This is a genomic window from Bradyrhizobium manausense, from assembly GCF_018129685.1.
Lineage (GTDB): Bacteria > Pseudomonadota > Alphaproteobacteria > Rhizobiales > Xanthobacteraceae > Bradyrhizobium > Bradyrhizobium manausense_D.
In genome coordinates, this window is record NZ_JAFCLG010000001.1 from 609,100 (window position 1) to 626,206 (window position 17,107).

At 61.0% G+C, this 17,107-nt stretch carries 25 protein-coding genes, 1 tRNA gene and 1 pseudogene; 12 read left to right on the top strand and 15 right to left on the bottom strand.

Translation table 11 applies throughout. The annotated features are described in order from the left end of the window. Window positions 1-72: 72 nt before the first annotated feature. Window positions 73-1,251 (top strand): OpgC domain-containing protein, encoded by a 1,179-nt coding sequence (locus JQ621_RS02905; RefSeq protein ID WP_212232902.1) that lies wholly within the window; start codon window positions 73-75, stop codon window positions 1,249-1,251. Window positions 1,252-1,415: 164 nt separating this feature from the next. After that, window positions 1,416-1,841, top strand: a complete 426-nt coding sequence (locus JQ621_RS02910) for a translational machinery protein (protein ID WP_212233784.1) — start codon at window positions 1,416-1,418, stop codon at window positions 1,839-1,841. A gap of 5 nt (window positions 1,842-1,846) precedes the next feature. Here JQ621_RS02910 and JQ621_RS02915 read toward each other — a convergent pair whose 3' ends face one another. Beyond that, window positions 1,847-2,041 carry a hypothetical protein gene (locus JQ621_RS02915; RefSeq protein WP_212232903.1) on the bottom strand — a complete coding sequence of 65 codons (195 nt, stop codon included), beginning with the start codon at window positions 2,039-2,041 and terminating at the stop codon, window positions 1,847-1,849. A 303-nt stretch (window positions 2,042-2,344) separates the two neighbouring features. Between JQ621_RS02915 and JQ621_RS02920 the strand changes: the two genes are divergently transcribed. Then, window positions 2,345-2,515 (top strand): hypothetical protein, encoded by a 171-nt coding sequence (locus JQ621_RS02920; protein WP_212233840.1) that lies wholly within the window; start codon window positions 2,345-2,347, stop codon window positions 2,513-2,515. Window positions 2,516-2,724: 209 nt separating this feature from the next. Here JQ621_RS02920 and JQ621_RS02925 read toward each other — a convergent pair. The 4 genes from JQ621_RS02925 to JQ621_RS02940 all read right to left on the bottom strand — a co-directional run bounded on the left by JQ621_RS02925 (window position 2,725) and on the right by JQ621_RS02940 (window position 5,135). Next, a tRNA-Pro gene (locus tag JQ621_RS02925) sits at window positions 2,725-2,801 on the bottom strand. Between the two features lie 92 nt (window positions 2,802-2,893). Beyond that, window positions 2,894-3,379, bottom strand: a complete 486-nt coding sequence (locus JQ621_RS02930; protein WP_212232904.1) for a DUF192 domain-containing protein — start codon at window positions 3,377-3,379, stop codon at window positions 2,894-2,896. 162 nt (window positions 3,380-3,541) lie between these two features. Then, window positions 3,542-4,174 (bottom strand): cold-shock protein, encoded by a 633-nt coding sequence (locus tag JQ621_RS02935; RefSeq protein ID WP_177243663.1) that lies wholly within the window; start codon window positions 4,172-4,174, stop codon window positions 3,542-3,544. A gap of 199 nt (window positions 4,175-4,373) precedes the next feature. After that, window positions 4,374-5,135 carry an SIR2 family NAD-dependent protein deacylase gene (locus tag JQ621_RS02940; RefSeq protein ID WP_212232905.1) on the bottom strand — a complete coding sequence of 254 codons (762 nt, stop codon included), beginning with the start codon at window positions 5,133-5,135 and terminating at the stop codon, window positions 4,374-4,376. 54 nt (window positions 5,136-5,189) lie between these two features. Here JQ621_RS02940 and JQ621_RS02945 point away from each other — a divergent pair, with 54 nt between their 5' ends. Further along, window positions 5,190-5,570, top strand: a complete 381-nt coding sequence (locus JQ621_RS02945) for a hypothetical protein (RefSeq protein ID WP_212233841.1) — start codon at window positions 5,190-5,192, stop codon at window positions 5,568-5,570. Between the two features lie 90 nt (window positions 5,571-5,660). Here the strand turns inward: JQ621_RS02945 and JQ621_RS02950 are convergent, their stop codons facing one another. Further along, window positions 5,661-5,939, bottom strand: a complete 279-nt coding sequence (locus JQ621_RS02950; RefSeq protein ID WP_212232906.1) for a hypothetical protein — start codon at window positions 5,937-5,939, stop codon at window positions 5,661-5,663. Window positions 5,940-6,219: 280 nt separating this feature from the next. Between JQ621_RS02950 and JQ621_RS02955 the strand changes: the two genes are divergently transcribed. Then, window positions 6,220-6,450 (top strand): hypothetical protein, encoded by a 231-nt coding sequence (locus JQ621_RS02955; RefSeq protein WP_212232907.1) that lies wholly within the window; start codon window positions 6,220-6,222, stop codon window positions 6,448-6,450. 460 nt (window positions 6,451-6,910) lie between these two features. Here the strand turns inward: JQ621_RS02955 and JQ621_RS02960 are convergent, their stop codons facing one another. Further along, the gene (locus JQ621_RS02960) at window positions 6,911-7,051 is read right to left on the bottom strand and encodes a hypothetical protein (protein ID WP_212232908.1); all 141 of its coding nucleotides are present in this window, start codon (window positions 7,049-7,051) and stop codon (window positions 6,911-6,913) included. 494 nt (window positions 7,052-7,545) lie between these two features. Beyond that, window positions 7,546-7,842, bottom strand: coding sequence for an HU family DNA-binding protein (locus JQ621_RS02965; RefSeq protein WP_194476012.1), 297 nt, complete (start codon window positions 7,840-7,842; stop codon window positions 7,546-7,548). A gap of 366 nt (window positions 7,843-8,208) precedes the next feature. Between JQ621_RS02965 and JQ621_RS02970 the strand changes: the two genes are divergently transcribed. Next, window positions 8,209-8,511 carry a hypothetical protein gene (locus tag JQ621_RS02970; RefSeq protein WP_212232909.1) on the top strand — a complete coding sequence of 101 codons (303 nt, stop codon included), beginning with the start codon at window positions 8,209-8,211 and terminating at the stop codon, window positions 8,509-8,511. 369 nt (window positions 8,512-8,880) lie between these two features. Here JQ621_RS02970 and JQ621_RS02975 read toward each other — a convergent pair whose 3' ends face one another. The 4 genes from JQ621_RS02975 to JQ621_RS02990 form a co-directional block, all read right to left on the bottom strand. Next, window positions 8,881-9,045, bottom strand: coding sequence for a hypothetical protein (locus tag JQ621_RS02975; RefSeq protein ID WP_212232910.1), 165 nt, complete (start codon window positions 9,043-9,045; stop codon window positions 8,881-8,883). 6 nt (window positions 9,046-9,051) lie between these two features. After that, on the bottom strand, window positions 9,052-9,264 hold the full coding sequence (locus JQ621_RS02980; protein ID WP_212232911.1) for a hypothetical protein: 213 nt from the start codon (window positions 9,262-9,264) through the stop codon (window positions 9,052-9,054). Between the two features lie 84 nt (window positions 9,265-9,348). Beyond that, entirely contained in the window at window positions 9,349-9,636 is a 288-nt protein-coding gene (locus JQ621_RS02985) for a hypothetical protein (RefSeq protein WP_212232912.1), read from the bottom strand. Window positions 9,637-9,834: 198 nt separating this feature from the next. Further along, window positions 9,835-9,981, bottom strand: coding sequence for a hypothetical protein (locus JQ621_RS02990; protein WP_212232913.1), 147 nt, complete (start codon window positions 9,979-9,981; stop codon window positions 9,835-9,837). Between the two features lie 328 nt (window positions 9,982-10,309). On the opposite strand from JQ621_RS02990, the gene JQ621_RS02995 reads away from it, so the two are divergent. The 4 genes and pseudogenes from JQ621_RS02995 to JQ621_RS35970 all read left to right on the top strand — a co-directional run bounded on the left by JQ621_RS02995 (window position 10,310) and on the right by JQ621_RS35970 (window position 12,917). Then, window positions 10,310-10,627: a PilZ domain-containing protein gene (locus JQ621_RS02995; protein WP_212232914.1), complete on the top strand. Its 318-nt coding sequence runs from the start codon at window positions 10,310-10,312 to the stop codon at window positions 10,625-10,627. 83 nt (window positions 10,628-10,710) lie between these two features. Continuing rightward, window positions 10,711-11,082, top strand: a complete 372-nt coding sequence (locus tag JQ621_RS03000) for a hypothetical protein (protein ID WP_212232915.1) — start codon at window positions 10,711-10,713, stop codon at window positions 11,080-11,082. Between the two features lie 356 nt (window positions 11,083-11,438). Then, window positions 11,439-12,371 (top strand): annotated as a pseudogene (locus tag JQ621_RS35965) (tannase/feruloyl esterase family alpha/beta hydrolase); the annotation flags it as partial. Window positions 12,372-12,377: 6 nt separating this feature from the next. Beyond that, window positions 12,378-12,917, top strand: coding sequence for a tannase/feruloyl esterase family alpha/beta hydrolase (locus JQ621_RS35970; RefSeq protein ID WP_409334190.1), 540 nt, complete (start codon window positions 12,378-12,380; stop codon window positions 12,915-12,917). A gap of 223 nt (window positions 12,918-13,140) precedes the next feature. Here the strand turns inward: JQ621_RS35970 and JQ621_RS03010 are convergent, their stop codons facing one another. From JQ621_RS03010 to JQ621_RS03015, 3 genes are all read right to left on the bottom strand, one after another. After that, complete coding sequence (locus tag JQ621_RS03010) at window positions 13,141-14,205, bottom strand: hypothetical protein (protein WP_249124616.1); 1,065 nt, start codon at window positions 14,203-14,205, stop codon at window positions 13,141-13,143. Further along, entirely contained in the window at window positions 14,202-14,609 is a 408-nt protein-coding gene (locus JQ621_RS35290) for a hypothetical protein (RefSeq protein WP_249124617.1), read from the bottom strand. The genes JQ621_RS03010 and JQ621_RS35290 overlap by 4 nt, the downstream gene beginning before the upstream one ends. 274 nt (window positions 14,610-14,883) lie before the next feature. Continuing rightward, complete coding sequence (locus JQ621_RS03015; RefSeq protein ID WP_212232917.1) at window positions 14,884-15,102, bottom strand: hypothetical protein; 219 nt, start codon at window positions 15,100-15,102, stop codon at window positions 14,884-14,886. A gap of 368 nt (window positions 15,103-15,470) precedes the next feature. Between JQ621_RS03015 and JQ621_RS03020 the strand changes: the two genes are divergently transcribed. Both JQ621_RS03020 and JQ621_RS03025 read left to right on the top strand, forming a co-directional pair. Next, entirely contained in the window at window positions 15,471-15,923 is a 453-nt protein-coding gene (locus JQ621_RS03020) for a VOC family protein (RefSeq protein WP_212232918.1), read from the top strand. Between the two features lie 456 nt (window positions 15,924-16,379). Next, window positions 16,380-17,018 (top strand): glutathione S-transferase family protein, encoded by a 639-nt coding sequence (locus tag JQ621_RS03025; RefSeq protein WP_212232919.1) that lies wholly within the window; start codon window positions 16,380-16,382, stop codon window positions 17,016-17,018. Window positions 17,019-17,107: the final 89 nt, after the last annotated feature.

Below are 17,107 nucleotides of genomic sequence, written 5' to 3' on the forward strand. Positions count from 1 at the left end.
CGGCGGCCAAATCTTGGCAACATCCGCCTCGCCGGCTTCAGCGTGTCCGTCCCCTTCGAGAGCTCCCGTCGCATGGCCTTCCTGAACATCAATGCCACGCTCCCCGAAAAGGGCCGTGACCTCAGGCTCGACCTGTTTCGCGGCATCGCCAACTGGGCGATCTTCCTCGACCACATCCCCGACAACGTCGTGAACTGGATCACGACGCGCAATTACGGCTTCTCCGACGCCGCCGACCTGTTCGTCTTCATCTCCGGCTACACCGCCTCGTTCGTTTACGCCCGGATGATGCTGGAGCGTGGCTTCATCGTCGGCGCCACCCGCCTGACCAAGCGGGTCTGGCAGCTCTACGTCGCCCACATCATCCTGTTCGTGATCTACATCGCCTCGATCAGCTATCTGGCGCTGCGCTTCGGCGATTCCGAGATGATCAACGAGTTCAACGTCGCCGGCCTCGTCGACAACGCCACCGAGACGCTGCGCCAGGGCCTGTTCCTGCGCTTCAAGCCGCTCAATCTCGACGTGCTCCCACTCTACATCGTGCTGATGGGCCTGTTTCCGCCGGTGCTGTGGTTCATGCTGCGCAAGCCGGATCTCACGATGGCGCTGTCCATCATTCTCTGGCTGACCGCGCGTCACTTCGGCCTGAACCTGAACGCCTACCCGGCCGGCCAGTGGTATTTCAACCCCTATTGCTGGCAGGTGCTGTTCGTGTTCGGCGCCTGGTGCGCGATGGGCGGTGCGCGTCGCTCGGGCAAGCTGATCAACTCGCCGATCACGCTGTGGCTCTGCTTCGCCTATCTGGCGTTCGCACTGGTGATGACGATGGCGGGCCGCTTCCCGACCCTCGGCGGCATGATGCCGGAATGGCTGTTCTCGGCCTTCAATCCGAACGACAAGACCAACCTTGCGCCCTACCGCTTCATCCACTTCGTCGTGATCGTGATCCTGGTGATCCGCTTCCTGCCGAAGGACTGGCCGGGCCTCGAGTGGAAGGTCTTCGATCCGGTGATCGTGTGCGGCCAGCAATCGCTCGCCGTATTCTGCGTCGGCGTGTTCCTGTCCTTTGTCGGCCATTTCGAGCTGTCGATGAGCTCGGGCTCGCTGTTCGCGCAGCTCTTCGTCTCCATCGCCGGCATCGCGATCATGACGACGGTCGCCTACTACATCTCCTGGTCGAAGCGGCAGGACAAACCGTTGAAGCCGCCGCCGGCAAAGCCCGCGGCCGCCCCGGCCGCAAAGGCTGCGTGAGCTGCGGAACGCTCGCTTTTTCGGGCGAGCGTTCCCTTTCAATCGACGTGTGCGGTTCTGAATCGGATTGACCTGCGTCAACCAAGGGCGGCGCCGATCGGCCTAGTGTCGAGACATGCGCCGCCGCAATGCCGGTGGCCTCCCCTCGGACAAGGCCCAAGCACATGCCCTCACATTTTCACGCCGTGGTCTGGATCGATCATTCGCAGGCTCGGATCTTTCATCTCGGCCTGAGCGGGTCCGACGAAGTCACGTTGCACCCACACCTGGCGACACGGCATCTTCACCACAAGGCCAACACGATCGGGAGCGGCCACGCCGCGCCGGACAAAACATTCTTGGCCGAGGTGACGAAGGCCCTCGCCGATGCTGGCGAGATCCTCATCATCGGCCCGGCGAACGCGAAGACCGAGCTCGCCAGCCATATTCGCGCTCATGCGCCCGATCTCGCGAAGCGGATTGCCGCGGTGGAAGCGGCTGATCATCCCTCGGACAACGAGATCGTCGCCTATGCAAAGCGTCACTTCAAACTGCCGCTGCCGCGCGTCCAGGCGCCGGGAGCGGGCGTGGGCGAGCGGCACGCTGGTTAGCGGGCTCAGGCCGCCGCCTCACCGTCGTATTCGGTGAACTTCTTGTAGATCCAGGTGCGGCCGTCGTGACGGCGCCAGACCTTGCCGTATACGAGCTGCCCATTGATCGAGCGGCGCGGTAGGATCACGGTCCAGAGATGCCAGATCTCGGTCCAGTTCGACCGTTGGCGGGGTGCTTTCGTGGTGAGATCGATAGCCATGACGGACAACTCGCGCGAAACGAAACGCCGCGACGAATGTGATCTCGTGTGAGCCGCTGGTGGAGGGTCGTCGCGTGCCTGGAACGATTTGATACCAGTCGTCAAACCGGCCGCAACGACGGCTCGTCTTTAACCTCACCGATCAACCTTACTTATGTGCAGATCAGCCCGTTGCCGGTTGAAACGTCTGCCTGTTCTTCCTAGGATGCTTGCGCAATTTGAGAACTGAGCGCGCCGTTTGCCGAGCGCGCACGTGCCGATTTCGAGCTTGGACTGAATTTTCAAAACGACTGACTGCGCAGGTTGATGATGATGAATTTGCAGTGTGCATATTTGCAATTGGCGATCGTTTCGCCTCCACCGGCCAAGCCGATCGCCGACACGTCACCCAAGGCGGCCAGCAAAGCCGCCAACGACAACTATTCCGTCTGGCCGCTGCTGCCGTTCCCGGCGGGCTGGTACGCGTCGAACTGATCGCTCTTAAGCTATCGCTGGTCTCTCACGCCTCGCCGATCGGCTTGAGGGCAGAGCTGGCCACGAGCAAAAGATCCTCGCCTCGGCGCTTGACGATCCCGTCCGCAGGATCGAGATCGCCAGCGTCGTCCGGCGAACGGCGTAAGAACCGCGTGTCGGAATCACGTCAGAATCACAGGGGAAAAATGTAGGAGATTCAACGTCGGGACTGGTCGGGGCAGCTGGATTCGAACCAACGACCTGCAGTACCCAAAACTGCCGCGCTACCAGGCTGCGCTATACCCCGAATGTCCGGCGAGCCCCGTCGATACACGCTTCCAGGAGGGCCATCAAGCGCGTTCAGCCGCTCGCTAGGCGGCCGGGCAGCACCATTTGGACCTATTTGTTGCCAAACAGGGGATGGCCAACGCGGTCACCCGGGCGGATGCCGTATTTCTGGGCGGTTCCGGCCACGACCTCCAGGACGGCCCGGGCCGGCCCCTTCGATGAGATGATCTTGGTGGACAGCGGTTCGGTATTCTCGGCAATGCGCAGGATGCGGCCGTCCGCGCCAATGAAGATCATATCAAGCGAGACGTAAGTATTCTTCATCCACATCGAGACTTCCTGCTCGGGATTGAAGTCGAACAGCATGCCTTTGCCGTCCGCGAGTTCCTTGCGGTACATCAGTCCGGTCTGCTTCTCATCTTCCGTGGTCGCCATCTCCACCGAGAACACCTGCACGCCATTCTTGGTGACGATCTCGAGCGGCTGGAAGCTGGCTGCGTGAACGGACACGGCTGCAACGGCGAGGCCGGCGACGACGAGGATGGCGGCAAGCCAGCCCCGGGCAACGGACCGGGCGGCCTTACATTCAAAGCTCATGACAGGATTCTCGGACTGCGCTCAAAGTGCCTGACGGCGACGGACTGGGCCTGACGGCCTGGGACTGCGGCATCCTTACGCGGCCATTATGACAAAAGCCAGAAGCGCGCGACCCCGGGGCCGCGCGCTTCTGCTCACGAATACGACGAGGTGTAGTGGCTGCTAGTGCGACTGGAGCCCCGGCGAGCCGGTCTCCGGATGGATCTCGGCGGCCATCATGCCTTTGGAACCGGGCCCAAAGCGGACCAGCACATACTGGCCCGGCCGCAGCTCGGTCATGCCGAAGCGGCGCAGCGTCTCCATATGCACGAAGATGTCCGGCGTGCCCTCGCCGCAGGTCAGGAAGCCAAAGCCACGCAGCCGGTTGAACCATTTGACCTGGGCCCGTTCGAGCCCGCTGGTCGCGGTGACCGTGACGTGGGTGCGCGGCGGCAGCATCTGCGCCGGATGGATTGCGGTCGACTCGTCCATCGAGACGACGCGGAAGGCCTGGTAGCCTTTGGCGCGCTGGATGCACTCGACGACGATACGGGCCCCCTCGTAAGCCGTCTGGAAGCCGTCGCGCCTAAGCACGGTAACGTGCAGGAGCACGTCGGGCCATCCATTGTCGGGAACGATGAAACCGTAGCCCTTTGAGGCGTCGAACCATTTGATGACGCCATGAACCTCGACGAGGTTGGCGCTGCCCTCACCTAACCCGGTGAAGGGACTGAGAGCACTGTCGCGTCCGGCGCCGTGCTCGCCCGACGCGGGAACTCCCAGCTTTTTGGACTCAAATCCGTCCGACGACCCCATAACCCCGGACCCCACACATGCCATGCAACCCGCCACATTGGCGGCGCTCGAATCACGCGTCTTAAGAGAATGTTCTCAGTTCGACGCGACGCGAATCTTTCGAATCAAAAGATAACACTCCCGATTGCGAGGCATAGACAAAAAAGAGATTCGCCGGAACCTATGAACAGCTTGCACAGGCGCGAATCAAATTGATGCCTCAATTGGCGACGAAGGGCCCGAGCGCTTCGCCGATGTCATGGTGAATGACGAGGTCGGCGATGTCGTCCTGCTCGGTCGGCTCGCGATTGATGATCACCAAACGTGCACCTGCGTCCTTCGCCATCATCGGAAAACCCGCCGCCGGCCAAACCACCAGCGAGGAACCGATCACGATGAAGAGATCGCATGCCCGCGACAGCTCGGCGGCGCGCTGCATTTCGTCCTCGGGCATCGCCTGACCGAACGAGATCGTTGCGGTTTTCACGGGTTCGTCGCACGCGGTGCAGTTGGGTGCGGCGCCGTCCCTGTCGAACCGCTGCTTGACCCAGTCGAGTGGGTAGGCCTGCCCACATCCGATGCAGCGCGCGAAAGTGGTATTGCCGTGAAGTTCAATCACGCGGTCGGCGGCGAAGCCCGACGCTTGGTGCAGATTGTCGATGTTCTGGGTGATCACGGCCGGAATCTTTCCGGCGCGATGCAGCGACGCCAGCGCACGGTGGCCGCGGCCGGGCTTGGCTGCAGCGAAGACCTCCTGCATCGCAAAACGCCTCCGCCAGGATTCATCGCGTGCTGACTGGCTCGCGACGAACTCGTCGAACGGGATCGGACGATTGCGGGTCCAAATTCCCCCCGGCGAGCGGAAGTCGGGAATGCCGCATTCGGTGGAGATGCCGGCGCCGGTGAACGGCACGATGGTCTTGGCGCGCGCGATCATCTCGCCGAGCTGCTCGACGCCGCTCTGAAGATCGGATGCAATCACTCGCCGCCTCCCGATTCACGTTCGCGCTAGCTGCAACATCTGCAAGCGACAAGATTGTCGACGCTGTTATCCACCGCCGCGCAAGTCATTGACGGCATTCGGGCGGCAATTTTTTCCGGCCATCGCTTATCACATTCCTGCAATGCCGCCTCCCCATTGACGCCCCAATCAAAAGCGCAAATGCATGTGTTGACGCGACTCAACGTGATTGCGGCGGCAGTGCTTGAGTTCAGAAATGCACACATGCTCAAGTGGAGTGGGGATTTTGACATGACAGAAGACGAACAACGCAAGATCCGCGAACGCGACGAGATCGCCGCCCGTGTCGCCGCCTTCCGTGCCACGCAGGAAAAATTCAAGCGCGAGCGCGAAGAGTATTTCGTCTCGACGCTCGATAACGCGCGCAAGGTCGAACGGCCCTCGCTCTGGCCGTAAGCGCGTCGCGCTCGACGTGCGCCAACGAAAAAATGTGCGCCAACGAAAAAAGCCCGGAGCATCGCTCCGGGCTTTTCGATTCCTCAGCTCTTACCAGCTGCGGTAGTAGTAATGACGGCGGTGGTGATAGTACGGCCCACCATAGTAGGCGTACGGGCCGGGGCCATAGTAGGCCGGGCCATCGTAATAGCCGTAGCCCGGTCCGTAATAGCCGTAAGGATGCGACGCAGCGATTGCGCCCGCGGTGATCGCACCGGCGGCCAGACCAAACGCCAGACCCGGGCCGATACCGCGCGCCTGCGCGGGGGCGGCAACCGCGGTCACGCCGACGGCTGCGACTGTCGCCAGAACTGCGAGTGTCCTTCTCATGATCTCCTCCTTCGTAAGTCGCAGGGGTAACGCGGGCCGCGCGCAATGGTTCGCTTGGGAGGGAATCGAGCCGCGCAGAAATAATCTCGCCGCCGCGGGAACGATTTCGGGAATGCTGGATTGAACCTCAACATGCGAGAGCCTCCGCCATCCGGGTGAGGCAGCGCATGAAGACCCCGTCAGCATCTCCGCGGTGCTGGCGGGGTTTTCAGTTTCGCGGGAACAAGAATGGCAGCAGACATCGACGGCTGCCAGCGGGGCGGAGGCCGAGGAGACAAGATTGCCGATATCCGCTTTGCTCGCCCGCATTCGCAGGCTCGTTCCCACAACCAGCACGCAGCACTACGACGAGATCGTCCGGAACTTCGGCACAGGCGCGCTGCGCCCGCCGCCGACACCGATGAGCGACGGCGAGCTCGCCCACGCCATCGCCGAGTTCCTCAAATCGCCGCCGTCCACGGAGTCAGTTGCAACGCTCGGCCGGCGGCTCGATCCCACCTCGCCGCTTTGAGCGGCCGTGCGGCTTGCACGCATGATCGCGCCGGGGATGAAGCCTGCGTCGGCAGGCATTAGGCCACAGACCTCGGCGCCTTGTTTGTTCCAGCTTCGCCTCCGTTTCGTTCGCGAAGAACGAATCGGAATCGACGAAACCGATCCGCAGCAGACCTTAATAATTCGTTCGCATGCAAACGAACCGCAAACCGCGACGAGCGCGCGATCGAATATCGGCGCGATCGAATATCGGGCGAGGCGCGAGCCATGTTGCGACGATGATGCGAGGCCCCGCGCTGACTCGTTTTGATACAGAAGCCAGGCCGGACTCCGAACACACGCGGCCTGTTCTGCATCCGACTCCATTTCGTTCCGGAAGAACGAATCGGAGCAGTACAAATCAATGGGAAGCATTTCCTAACGATCGATGAAGCGAGACCACCTCACATCAGGTCGCCATCGCCTCAAGCCAAACGCGCTCAGGCAGCCGCGCGCTTGGTGGCCGCCTTCTCCGAAAAGCATTCCAGGATCTGGATGCGCAGTTCTTCTGCAGCCGGGCCCTCCACCCTCCTGAGCTGGTTCCAGAGTCGGATCACTTCGCGCTGTTTCTCCACGGTCATGAATCACCTCCAAAGCCGGTGATTGACTAGAACAAAATAAGAACAAAAAGTCCAGCCCCTCGCGCGGACTTTTTGAGCGCGTCGCGTTGAACCTTTGCAGCGCGCGACAGACCTATTGAGGCTGGGGATTTCAGCGCCCAGTTACACGGCAGCGCCGCCTGACGAACATATTCCGTCACCGCGGCGCTGTTGCTTTTTGGATTTTCAACCTTAAGTTAACTGGCCGCCGGCGGCCAGGCGCTGAAATCCCAACGCCGTCGGCAAAGAGAGCCCCGTGCGCAAGCGCGGGGTTTTTCTTTTCGGAGCTGGTGCCGATGCGCGAAATCCGCGCTGAACTTTTCCGGCGCTGGCGCGTCTTAATAAGTGAAGCTTCCCCCAGGCTTCACCCCCATCCGAAAACCCCGCTTCCCCCAGGCGGGGTTTTCCCCTTCTTGAAGACCAGCATGTCGCAGCTCGGCGCCGCAAAAGCGCGCGCGACCGCGCGATCCCTTGGATCAGACTGCGTCCTTCGCAACCTTCAACGGCGAGGCCTTCACCGACTTGCTCGCCGGCTTTGCAGCAAACTGCATCGGCTCCTTGGTGAAGGGATTGACGCCCATGCGGGCCTCGGTCGCCGGCTTGTTGACCACGGACATCTTCACGAACCCGGGAATGACAAACTCGCCCGCCTCGTTGAGCTCCTTGTAGCCAACCGTTGCCATGTACTCGATGACCGACTTCACGTCGTTCTTCGCAAGCTGCGTGCCTTCGGCAATCGCATCGATCAATTGAGTCTTGGTCATCTTCGCCATGTCTGGATTGTCCTCTGAATGGGGTGCGCGCGAGCTGCGGTGTAGCTTTGTCCCGGAAGCGGTAAAACTACGCGCGCCGCGTCTGTTCGCGCCTGTCGGCCACGAAGCAGCCGGGCTTAGAGCCCATTGAGGCCCAAAACGCAAGCAGCAGTTCTGCTTGAGTTCCGTCACATTTCCTGGGCTAAATTGCTGCACTGGCGGCAATGTTGTCGCGTATGAGAGCCACGCTTGTTCCAGCAAGCGCGGTTTTCCACACCATGAGTCACCTCGTCGTGAAACTTCCAACTTGGTGCACGTTGTTCAGACTCTGGTAACCCAACGCCGCCACTCTCCTCGTCAGTATCGTTGCGTTTGGAGTACCCCACAGTGCTGAATTTTGACGAGCTGCGAGAACTCGCAGCCGATGTCCGCGTCTTTGTCGATGTCGCCGAAGACAAGGCCGAGGCGCTCAAATCCGTGATCAGAGCCTACGACGTGGTGCTGGCGATCTTTCCGTCCGGAGACGGCATGGGTCTCCACGTCATCAAGGGCAAAGAGATCCTGGATGGAATCGCGAAATCGCGCACACATGCGAGCTACAGCCACACCGCCATCGCGGTGCCTGATCTCGAGCATGCCGAAGTGCTGAAATATCTGGCGGTCCCCGCCGAGCAGCGCATTGCGGCGTGATCGCTGACTGCCTCCACTGCACGGCGCCATCGTCGTTCCGATGGCACTTGCGCGGATCATCATGATTTACATCAAGGCTGCACAACCCATACGGGCATAGGATTCGAAACACGTGACGCTCCTTCACAGGACACGCACATGCTTCCAGATCCCGCATGCCGGTATGCCGTGTGTGTCCACGTGAGCGGGGTCTTCGTGATCCGGGAGACCTTCCCGGACGGGACATCAGAACAATTGGTGGGTAGCTTCGCGACGCGACGCGCCGCCGAAGCCTGGATTGCCAGTCAGTCCCAGCGTTCCCGCGGCGACGACCAATCGACGACGGAGCGCTGACGAGCTGGCGAAATCGTCCTGGCTCCGCACGCTCCGTCAGTGCCCCCACACTGTGACCGCGACGCCGATCCCGATAAGGCCGAGACCGACGACGACAGGCGCGAAATCGGCGGCGTCCTCAACGCCGCACAATTTGGCGACGACTGTCCCGATGGCATTCAGGACGAGCTCGAAGATGAAACCGAACAGGGCGTCAAGCATCGCCGCTCATCCCGCCTTGCCATACCTGCCATACCTGGCGTCATGCACGACATCGCCGATGGTGCTTCCGACGACCACCGCTGCGAAGACGGGCCAGCTTGCCGAGGCGACCAGGATGGTCCCGAAATGCATGTCCCCCGGGCTCCGGTAGGCATCGAAGCCCGCGAAAAAGACCATCGCGATCAGACAGCTCAGCAGATATCGTTTGAAGCAGTTCACGGCGACATGCCCTCGTTTCCCGGCATTCGTCGCCTCCAGCCGCATCCCGGTTCATCAGCCCGCCGGCCCGGCCTCACGCCCGGCCTAGGGCTCGCCGATCCGGCCTGGCCAGGCTCCATCTTCCGTCGTCCTGGTCGCGAAATGGCATCCCGCCGCAATCAGGACCAGCGTAACGTTCACGCCAAACAGAAGGTGCAAGGCCAGGCTCATGTCCTCGCTCACGTACCTGATGTCGTGCCGGGACACGTAGCGCACAGGATGCGCGGCATCAGGCTCATGCGGAGAGATGGTGACGAGCGCAAGCCAGCCGGTCGTGCCGCAAAGCGCTGCGACCCACGCAATCCTTCCAAGCCTTCGCAGCCAGCGCTTCATGCCGATCCCGCCGGATCTTGATTTGCCTTTTTAGTCGCCCCGCCCCGTCAAGGGGTTCAGGGACCATCTCCTCGCCTCGGGCCCACGTGGCGCGAAGATGGTCGCGACGAACGGTGATCCGGAATGCCCGGCTTGATGAGCGCGATTGAGCCGCGCCGAGCCAGTCGAAAACCCAGGCCTCCGCAGCCGAGGATCTGCTCAATTCTTGCTGCTGTTCTTGCGTGCCCCTACCAGGACCACCACGATCAGGCACGCCACGATCCACAACAACACGAAGGGCCAGTAGGCATAACCGTACCAGATCGCCAAAAGCACAAAGGCCATGATGTACTGACCGGGGTCCATGCCATCTCTCCAGGAGGTTGCGGCCAACAACCCTATCGCTCAGGAGTTTCAGCTTTCTTTCCGCATCCTCGCCATCTGGAGGCGCCGTCGACGAGCCCACCGGTCGGCAGGCCGGACCTGAAGCGCAATGGAGTGAGGTTCGATCGGCGTCCGGGGATCACCTCTCCCCGACGGGGAGAGGTGCTCTGAGCTCTCGGTTCGCATCGATTCAACCAAAACACATCATGCTTTTTCACGATTTCAAGGTCTGCGCCGCTCCGTTCACCGAAGATCAAGCTTCTTGCCCTATCCTGGCTGCCCTCTTGGATGCCCATCAGCGGAGTGCTCGATGAGTGAGGGAGAGCTACGCAACGACAAGCGCGTCGCGTTCGAACGGCCCATCGACGCGCGCGTCATGGCGATCGACGGCACATGGCAGCGCGCCTGCAAGATCCACGACGTCTCCGAAACGGGAGCGAAGCTGGTGCTCGACGGCGCGGTGACCGAGATCGGCCAGAGGGAATTTTTCCTGGTGCTGTCCCCCATCGGCCTCGCCTACCGGCACTGCGAGCTCGCCTGGATCAATGGCGAATTCATCGGCGTCCAGTTCATCAACCGCGGACGGGCAGCCAAGCGAGCGCGTCGCGGCGAAACGCTGGTGAAGTAGCGGGCCACTCGCGCTGCCTTGCGGCTCCGGAAGATGAACGAGGACGCCTCCAAGACCGACCAAAAGGTTTGGGACATGGTGGCATGAAGCGCATTCTCATTTTCTCGGCTCTCTTTCCACCTCTGGCGTTGGTCGTTTTCAACGCCCCGGACATGATCGCGCATCACGATTTCAGACTGATGGATTCATCGTCTTTCCAAATGGCGTACGCGATCGCGGTCATTCCTGCCCTGCTGCTGGCTTGGCTCGACTGGGCGCTTTCCGCCAAGCCTGCCCGTCTGCGGGTTGTGGGAACGGGAGTGACCGCGGCACTCACCGCAGACTTGATCGCGCTCTTCATGTGGGGAGGATCAAACGACTTGTGGCCAATCCTGATGGTTGGCCTTGTCGGAGGAATACCAGCCGCGGTGTGTTCGTGGCTGTCGGGCGCATCGATGAGAAGCGTAGAGGCGTGAGCGAGCCAGGCGCCGTCGAGAGCTGGTACGTCCGGCCAGTATCGTTCGATCGACTTCAAGGGCAAGGGCGAACGGCGTGAGCGGTTGAAAGCCTGCGCCGCTGGACTGCACCTTGCGAACAAGACAAGATGGTTTCAGTCGTCCGGCGGCAAGCGTGGGTGACGTGCACCGCAATAAAATTCAGAAAATGCCAGGGAAGAACGATGCAGCAAAAAGGACATGTGGCGCTTGATGGTGCGATGGCTTGCCTGGCTCTGGTCGCGGCCATCACGCTCATTGCGATCTCGCCGGCAAGCGCCGAGGATTCAGCCAACATACCACCCGCGCTCAAATGCGCTGACTTGACCGGCTGGACGATGCCGGGATCGACGGCATCTGTCACCAAGGCCGAGCTGGTGCCGGAGGCGCCTCCGGGGACCGTGCAGCCGTCACCGCCCTCGCCGGCCACAATATCGGTGGCGCTGCCGCCGCACTGCCGCGCGGATGGCGTGATCGATCAGCGCGTGGGCGTCGAGGGCAAACCTTACGCGATCGGCTTTGCCGTCGCCCTGCCCGAGCGCTGGAACGGCCGGTTCTTGTTTCAGGGTGGCGGCGGCTTGAACGGCTCGATCCGGCCGCCGCTGGGTTACCAGGCGGCCGGCGAGGTGCCGGCGCTGGCGCGCGGCTTCGCCGTTGTTTCGACCGATAGCGGTCATCAGGGCGCGGTGTTCGATGCCTCGTTCCTGAAGGACCAGGAAGCCGCGCTCGACTTCGCTAATGCTTCCGTCGGCAAGGTGACGATATCAGCCAAGGCGATCGTCGCGCATTACTATGGCCAGCCGGCAAAGCGTTCCTATTTCACGGGATGCTCGACCGGGGGCCGCGAGGGCATGCTGGCGTCGGCGCGCTACCCCGAACAATTCGACGGCATCGTCGCCGGCGCGCCTGCGATGCGCACCGGCAACTCCAATATCGGTCTCGCCTGGGCCAACGCGGCCTTCAGCCAGATCGCGCCGAAAGATGCGTCCGGCAAGCCGGAGCCCGCCAGGACGTTTTCGGCTGATGAGCGCAAGCTGATCACGAACGCGATCCTCGATGCCTGCGACGCCAAGGACGGCGTCAAGGATGGCCTGATCTTCGACGGCAAGGCCTGTCAATTCGATCCCGCGGTCCTCGCCTGCACCGGCGACATCAAGGATGGCAAAACGGAGTCCTGCCTGGCGCCGCCGCGGGTCGAGGCGCTGAAAAAGGCTTTTGCCGGACCGAAGAATTCACGCGGCACGCAGGTCTACCCGCCGTTCCCGTGGGACAGCGGCGTGGCAGCCGAAGGCGTTGCCATTCCCGGCATCCTCACCACGGGCGCGCGCAGTCCGGTCGGACCGCCCGTTTGGGAAAGCATCGACGTCGATCAACTCGAAGACCGCGTCAACGCCAGCGGGTTGGAACGCCTCACCAACACCGCCTACTGGACCAACCTATCGAGCTATTTCGGCCATGGCGGCAAGCTGCTGTTCTACCACGGTGTCAGCGACCCCTGGTTCTCGGCTAACGACACCGTGAATTACTACGAGCGCATGGCGGCGGAGTCCGGCGGCATGGAGATGGTGCGCGAGAAATCGAGCCGGGCCTTCCTGGTGCCCGGCATGGGTCACTGCTCGAGCGGCGCAACGCTCGATCGTTTCGATCTCCTCAGCGCGGTCGTGAATTGGGTCGAAGACGGCAAAGCGCCCGATGCGGTGGTCGCGACAGGACCAGCCTTTCCCGGCCGCAGTCGCCCGCTCTGCGCCTATCCGCAACATGCGCAGTACAAGGGCCAAGGCGATCCGGAGAGCGCGGCGAGTTTTGAGTGCAAGTAAGCCCGTAGGATGGGTTGAGCTCTTGCGAAACCCATCTTTTGTCGATCGCCGCTCTCCGTAAGCTCGACATGACCCGTCAGCAACGTCAGCTTCCGCTCCGCCAGACTGACGGTGAAGAGGCCTCCACCTGGAACGAAGTTGCTCCGGTCCGCGGTTATGGTGCGACGTTTCCACGAAACAAGTGCGATGGGTTTCGCAAGAGCTCAACCCATCCCTACGGGCTCTAAGCTTTAGACCCGGACGGTTTGTTGTCGTTCCGTGCGTCGATGAGAACAATATCTTTGTGACCGAAAATTTTTAGCTTCCGCAAAATGGCATCGACCCGCAATCTTTCTTCTTCAGAGAAGTAGATAATGACCTTGATGCCGTGCTTGGCGTCGCTGGCCGCCTGGTAAATCGGAAGCTGCTTTTCCAGATTTCGTTCCAGGGCGGTGTTTTTGGCGAGTTTCATTTCAATAAGCGTCTTGTCCTTGGCACCGCGGGCTATCTTGTAGTCGACAGGCCCTCGCCCATCATTGGCTTCCGTTCCCACTTCTGACGGAGATCCGAACCAAACAAACCGGAAAATGATCTGGAGGTCGCTTTCCCGCTGTACAGCTATACTCTTGTGATAGAAAATCCGGTGGCCCCCTTTGTTTTCAATCACGTCTTTTAGATATGCGAGGCGTTGATGGGCCTCCTCGTACGTTGATTTTCCGGTCTTATAAAAGGTGGTCTTTTCCGCCAGAGCAAGTTGCAGCTCTTTAACCTGAGTTTCAAAGGCGCGCTTGGTCTCACCGACTTTCTCGGCGCTGATGTAGCGGGCTTGGTCGCCAGAATTTTCCTTGTTTTTAATGTAGTAATCGATGAGGTCAGGAAATTCCATGATCGTCCTGATCGCGGCTTCGTCCTTTTCTTTCTGGGAGAGCGGCTTTCGGGCCGGCCTTACGAGCAAGCGCTCAAAGTAATTGAAGACCTGGCCGCGCAATTCTGCATCTGGGATCGCGACGGGGATGCTTTCAAAATCGCGGATCATGTCAGTTCGATTGATCCAGTTCTCATCCCGAGTGAGCATGTCCTTTGGCGTAAGCAGTACGAAATCGCCGTTGGCATGTGGAAGGTCGTAGGTTCCCCTCTCCCAATTTTCGGTATCGTAATTGAAGAGCGCCTTGTTGATCGGAAGGCGCTTACGAAGGCCGACGTCGATGTGATCGACGGCAAACTTCTCCGTATACCGACAGAGGTAGTCCTTCAGTAGGTTGGTCGTGAAATCGCTAATCATGTCGCGGCCGACACCGCTACGGATCAAGCACACCTTTCGATGTGACTGCTCTTGGTGATCTTTTCTGCTCCGAAATCGGCAAATAGCTTGCCGAGATTTTGGATCAGGGCTTCGGCGAAATCCTTCCCCAGACCGCTACCGCCATTGCCATGGAGCGAGAAGCCCAACCAGTTTTGCTTCACTTCTGGAAACATGAACCACGACTTGACGAGGTCGGGGCTGATTTCACCCCCAGTGACTTTGTCACGCAGGAAAATCATGTATCGCAGAATTTCGCCGTGTAGTTTCTGGTATTCCGGCTTGCTGCTGTTGAAAAGCAAGAAAGGGTCAATGAACAATGGCAGGTCATTGATCAGCGAGACGTTAAAAGCCCCGTAGTTGTCGACCTGGTCGGTCGTTACGCCGAAATGTTCGTTGAAAAAAGTAGCCATATGGGCGCCTAGATTGAAATAAGCGCTGACCCTACAGGCTTTTGCTCATGCTGTCCGTGCCAACCGAGGCTTATACACCCCTAAGGCACATCACTAGCCCTTCGCATTACGATGCCATTGCACTCGTCGCCATCCTGCTGGTCTTGCGGCTTCGGTCGCGCCCGGCTGGTTTACTTCCCGCAACGGCCACCCTCACGCGCATGTGCACGGCGCGATCGCCCACGAGAAGGCGCGAATTGAGCGCGCTGTAACTCATGTCACCGCGAGTCCGGGCTCACCTTTGATTCAATCGTGCCACGACGGCGTCCTGCATTTTTTGCCTGATCGTGCATTCGTGAATTTGGACATCGGTTATGTTTTGCGCTTCGCACATTCTGCGAATAGGGGCTGCGTCCAAGCCTTCGCTTTTCCAAACGTTCGATGTGATCAAGCCAAAAACGAGAAGCGCGAACAGACCGGCGCTGAATATAGTGGAAATTGGGAAATTGCTCATTTCCTCTCCTCCTATGACATCTCCCATTGGTCTGACAACGCAGACGCCGTTGCCGAGTTTTCCCGCTTAGACAAATTTTGCCGCAACGGAACCCTCGGCGAACTCTAGGGAAGATCGGCGACACGCCTCTGATCTGGCTTGGCAGGCTTCTGAAACCGGCCCGTCAATTGCTCGCGCGTTCGATGTGGCGGAGCAGCAAACGAAGTCTCAATGCAACCAACTGTCGAACATCGGGTGGACCTCGTCCGTATCAAGCCAAAGCCAAACCTTCCTCACGTCCCCCTGCCCCTCCCCCGACTTTCCTGCTATCTCTCCCCCCGCCGTTCCGGCCCAAAGCAAAACCCCATCCGTATCAGGGAGCAACAACCATGCGATATCTCCACACCATGCTGCGCGTGCGCAATCTCGATGTCGCGCTGAAGTTTTACCAGGATGCGCTGGGGCTGAAGGAAGTGCGGCGGATCGAGAACGACAAGGGGCGCTTCACGCTCGTGTTCCTGTGCGCGTCGGACGATCTCGACGCGCTCGAAGACCAGCCCAAGACGCGCGGCGCGCCGCTGGTCGAGCTCACCTACAACTGGGACGAGGAGACCTATGGCGAGGACCGCTTCTTCGGCCATCTCGCCTATGAGGTCGACGACATCTACGCCACCTGCGAGAAGCTGATGAAGGCCGGCGTCACCATCAACCGGCCGCCGCGCGACGGCAACATGGCCTTCGTCCGCTCGCCCGATCTGCACTCGATCGAGCTGTTGCAGAAGGGCGAGCCGAAGGCGCCGGCCGAGCCGTGGGCGTCGATGCCCAACACCGGCCATTGGTAAGGCCGTTTCCGCAGGAACAAGCTCCCGCGGCCGGCGTTGGCCCTCCGACAATGCAATTGGAGGAGAAAACAATGGGACGCGGATTATTGTTGTGGCTGCTGGGCGTGCCGATTCCGGTGATCATTCTGCTGTGGCTGTTCTTCGGCCGTTGATATCGGCGCAAACGCATTAGCGTTTGTCGCCAGCGTAAACGCATTTTGCTGATGTCGCGCAGCCGGTGGCCTGCCATGAAAGCTCCGCTCGTCCTGAGCGGAGCTTTTTGCATGAGGGCCGCGCGGCGATTGCCGTCGCTGCGCGCGCGGAATTCCGCTATCACCCGCGGCATCGGTCGCCTGTAGCGCGGATGGAGCGCAGCGTAATCCGGGGCGGTCTCACCATGCGGATAGAACCCGGATTGCGCTGCGCTCCCTCAGGGCTACGGCACCTACGACAACGATAACGCCGCGGGAGGAGCCTATGCCGGACACACAGATCACGATCTGGGGCCGCGCCAATTCGGTCAACGTGCAGAAGGTGCTTTGGTGCCTCACTGAGCTTGGCCTGCCCTATCAGCGCATCGATGCCGGCATGGCTTACGGCAAGACCCGCGAGCCCGGCTACCTCGCCATGAACCCCAATGCGCGGGTGCCGACGCTGGTCGAGGGCGACTTCGCGCTGTGGGAGTCCAACTCCATCATGCGCTATCTCTGCCTTGCGCATGGTCGCGGCACGCCTGTCTATCCCGAGGCGCCCAAACTGCGCGCCGGCGTCGATCGCTGGCTCGACTGGACGCTGTCGATGGTGCAGCCGGTCGACCGCCCGGTGTTCTGGGCCCTCGTGCGCACGCCGCCCGCCGAGCGCGACATGATCAAGATCCAGCAGGATGCCGACGCGGCCGCCGAGGTCTGGGCGATCGCCGATCACCATCTCGCCTCACGCCGCTTCATGGAGGGCGATGCGTTCACGCTGGCCGATATCGCCGTCGGCGCCTACGCGCGGCGCTGGCTGGGGGTCGAGGGGATCACCCGTCCGGCGCAGCCGCACCTGACGCGGTGGCTCGCCGAGCTCGGCAAGCGGCCCGGATTTGCGCAGCACGTGGCGCCGCCGATGTCGTGAACCGCTGAGGCGGCCTAAGGCCCTGTGAAAGCGTGCGGAATCGCCGTCCGCGCGCAAAACTGCCCGGACCCGGCCGCTACTGTGCATGG

Coding starts and splice junctions, on each gene's coding strand:
- JQ621_RS02905 (WP_212232902.1), top strand. CDS start 73: ATGGCCTTCCTGAACATCAATGCCACGCTCCCCGAAAAGGGCCGTGAC.
- JQ621_RS02910 (WP_212233784.1), top strand. CDS start 1,416: ATGCCCTCACATTTTCACGCCGTGGTCTGGATCGATCATTCGCAGGCT.
- JQ621_RS02915 (WP_212232903.1), bottom strand. CDS start 2,041: ATGGCTATCGATCTCACCACGAAAGCACCCCGCCAACGGTCGAACTGG.
- JQ621_RS02930 (WP_212232904.1), bottom strand. CDS start 3,379: ATGAGCTTTGAATGTAAGGCCGCCCGGTCCGTTGCCCGGGGCTGGCTT.
- JQ621_RS02935 (WP_177243663.1), bottom strand. CDS start 4,174: ATGGGGTCGTCGGACGGATTTGAGTCCAAAAAGCTGGGAGTTCCCGCG.
- JQ621_RS02950 (WP_212232906.1), bottom strand. CDS start 5,939: ATGAGAAGGACACTCGCAGTTCTGGCGACAGTCGCAGCCGTCGGCGTG.
- JQ621_RS02960 (WP_212232908.1), bottom strand. CDS start 7,051: ATGACCGTGGAGAAACAGCGCGAAGTGATCCGACTCTGGAACCAGCTC.
- JQ621_RS02965 (WP_194476012.1), bottom strand. CDS start 7,842: ATGGCGAAGATGACCAAGACTCAATTGATCGATGCGATTGCCGAAGGC.
- JQ621_RS02975 (WP_212232910.1), bottom strand. CDS start 9,045: ATGCTTGACGCCCTGTTCGGTTTCATCTTCGAGCTCGTCCTGAATGCC.
- JQ621_RS02985 (WP_212232912.1), bottom strand. CDS start 9,636: ATGAAGCGCTGGCTGCGAAGGCTTGGAAGGATTGCGTGGGTCGCAGCG.
- JQ621_RS02990 (WP_212232913.1), bottom strand. CDS start 9,981: ATGGACCCCGGTCAGTACATCATGGCCTTTGTGCTTTTGGCGATCTGG.
- JQ621_RS02995 (WP_212232914.1), top strand. CDS start 10,310: ATGAGTGAGGGAGAGCTACGCAACGACAAGCGCGTCGCGTTCGAACGG.
- JQ621_RS03000 (WP_212232915.1), top strand. CDS start 10,711: ATGAAGCGCATTCTCATTTTCTCGGCTCTCTTTCCACCTCTGGCGTTG.
- JQ621_RS35290 (WP_249124617.1), bottom strand. CDS start 14,609: ATGGCTACTTTTTTCAACGAACATTTCGGCGTAACGACCGACCAGGTC.
- JQ621_RS03015 (WP_212232917.1), bottom strand. CDS start 15,102: ATGAGCAATTTCCCAATTTCCACTATATTCAGCGCCGGTCTGTTCGCG.
- JQ621_RS03020 (WP_212232918.1), top strand. CDS start 15,471: ATGCGATATCTCCACACCATGCTGCGCGTGCGCAATCTCGATGTCGCG.
- JQ621_RS03025 (WP_212232919.1), top strand. CDS start 16,380: ATGCCGGACACACAGATCACGATCTGGGGCCGCGCCAATTCGGTCAAC.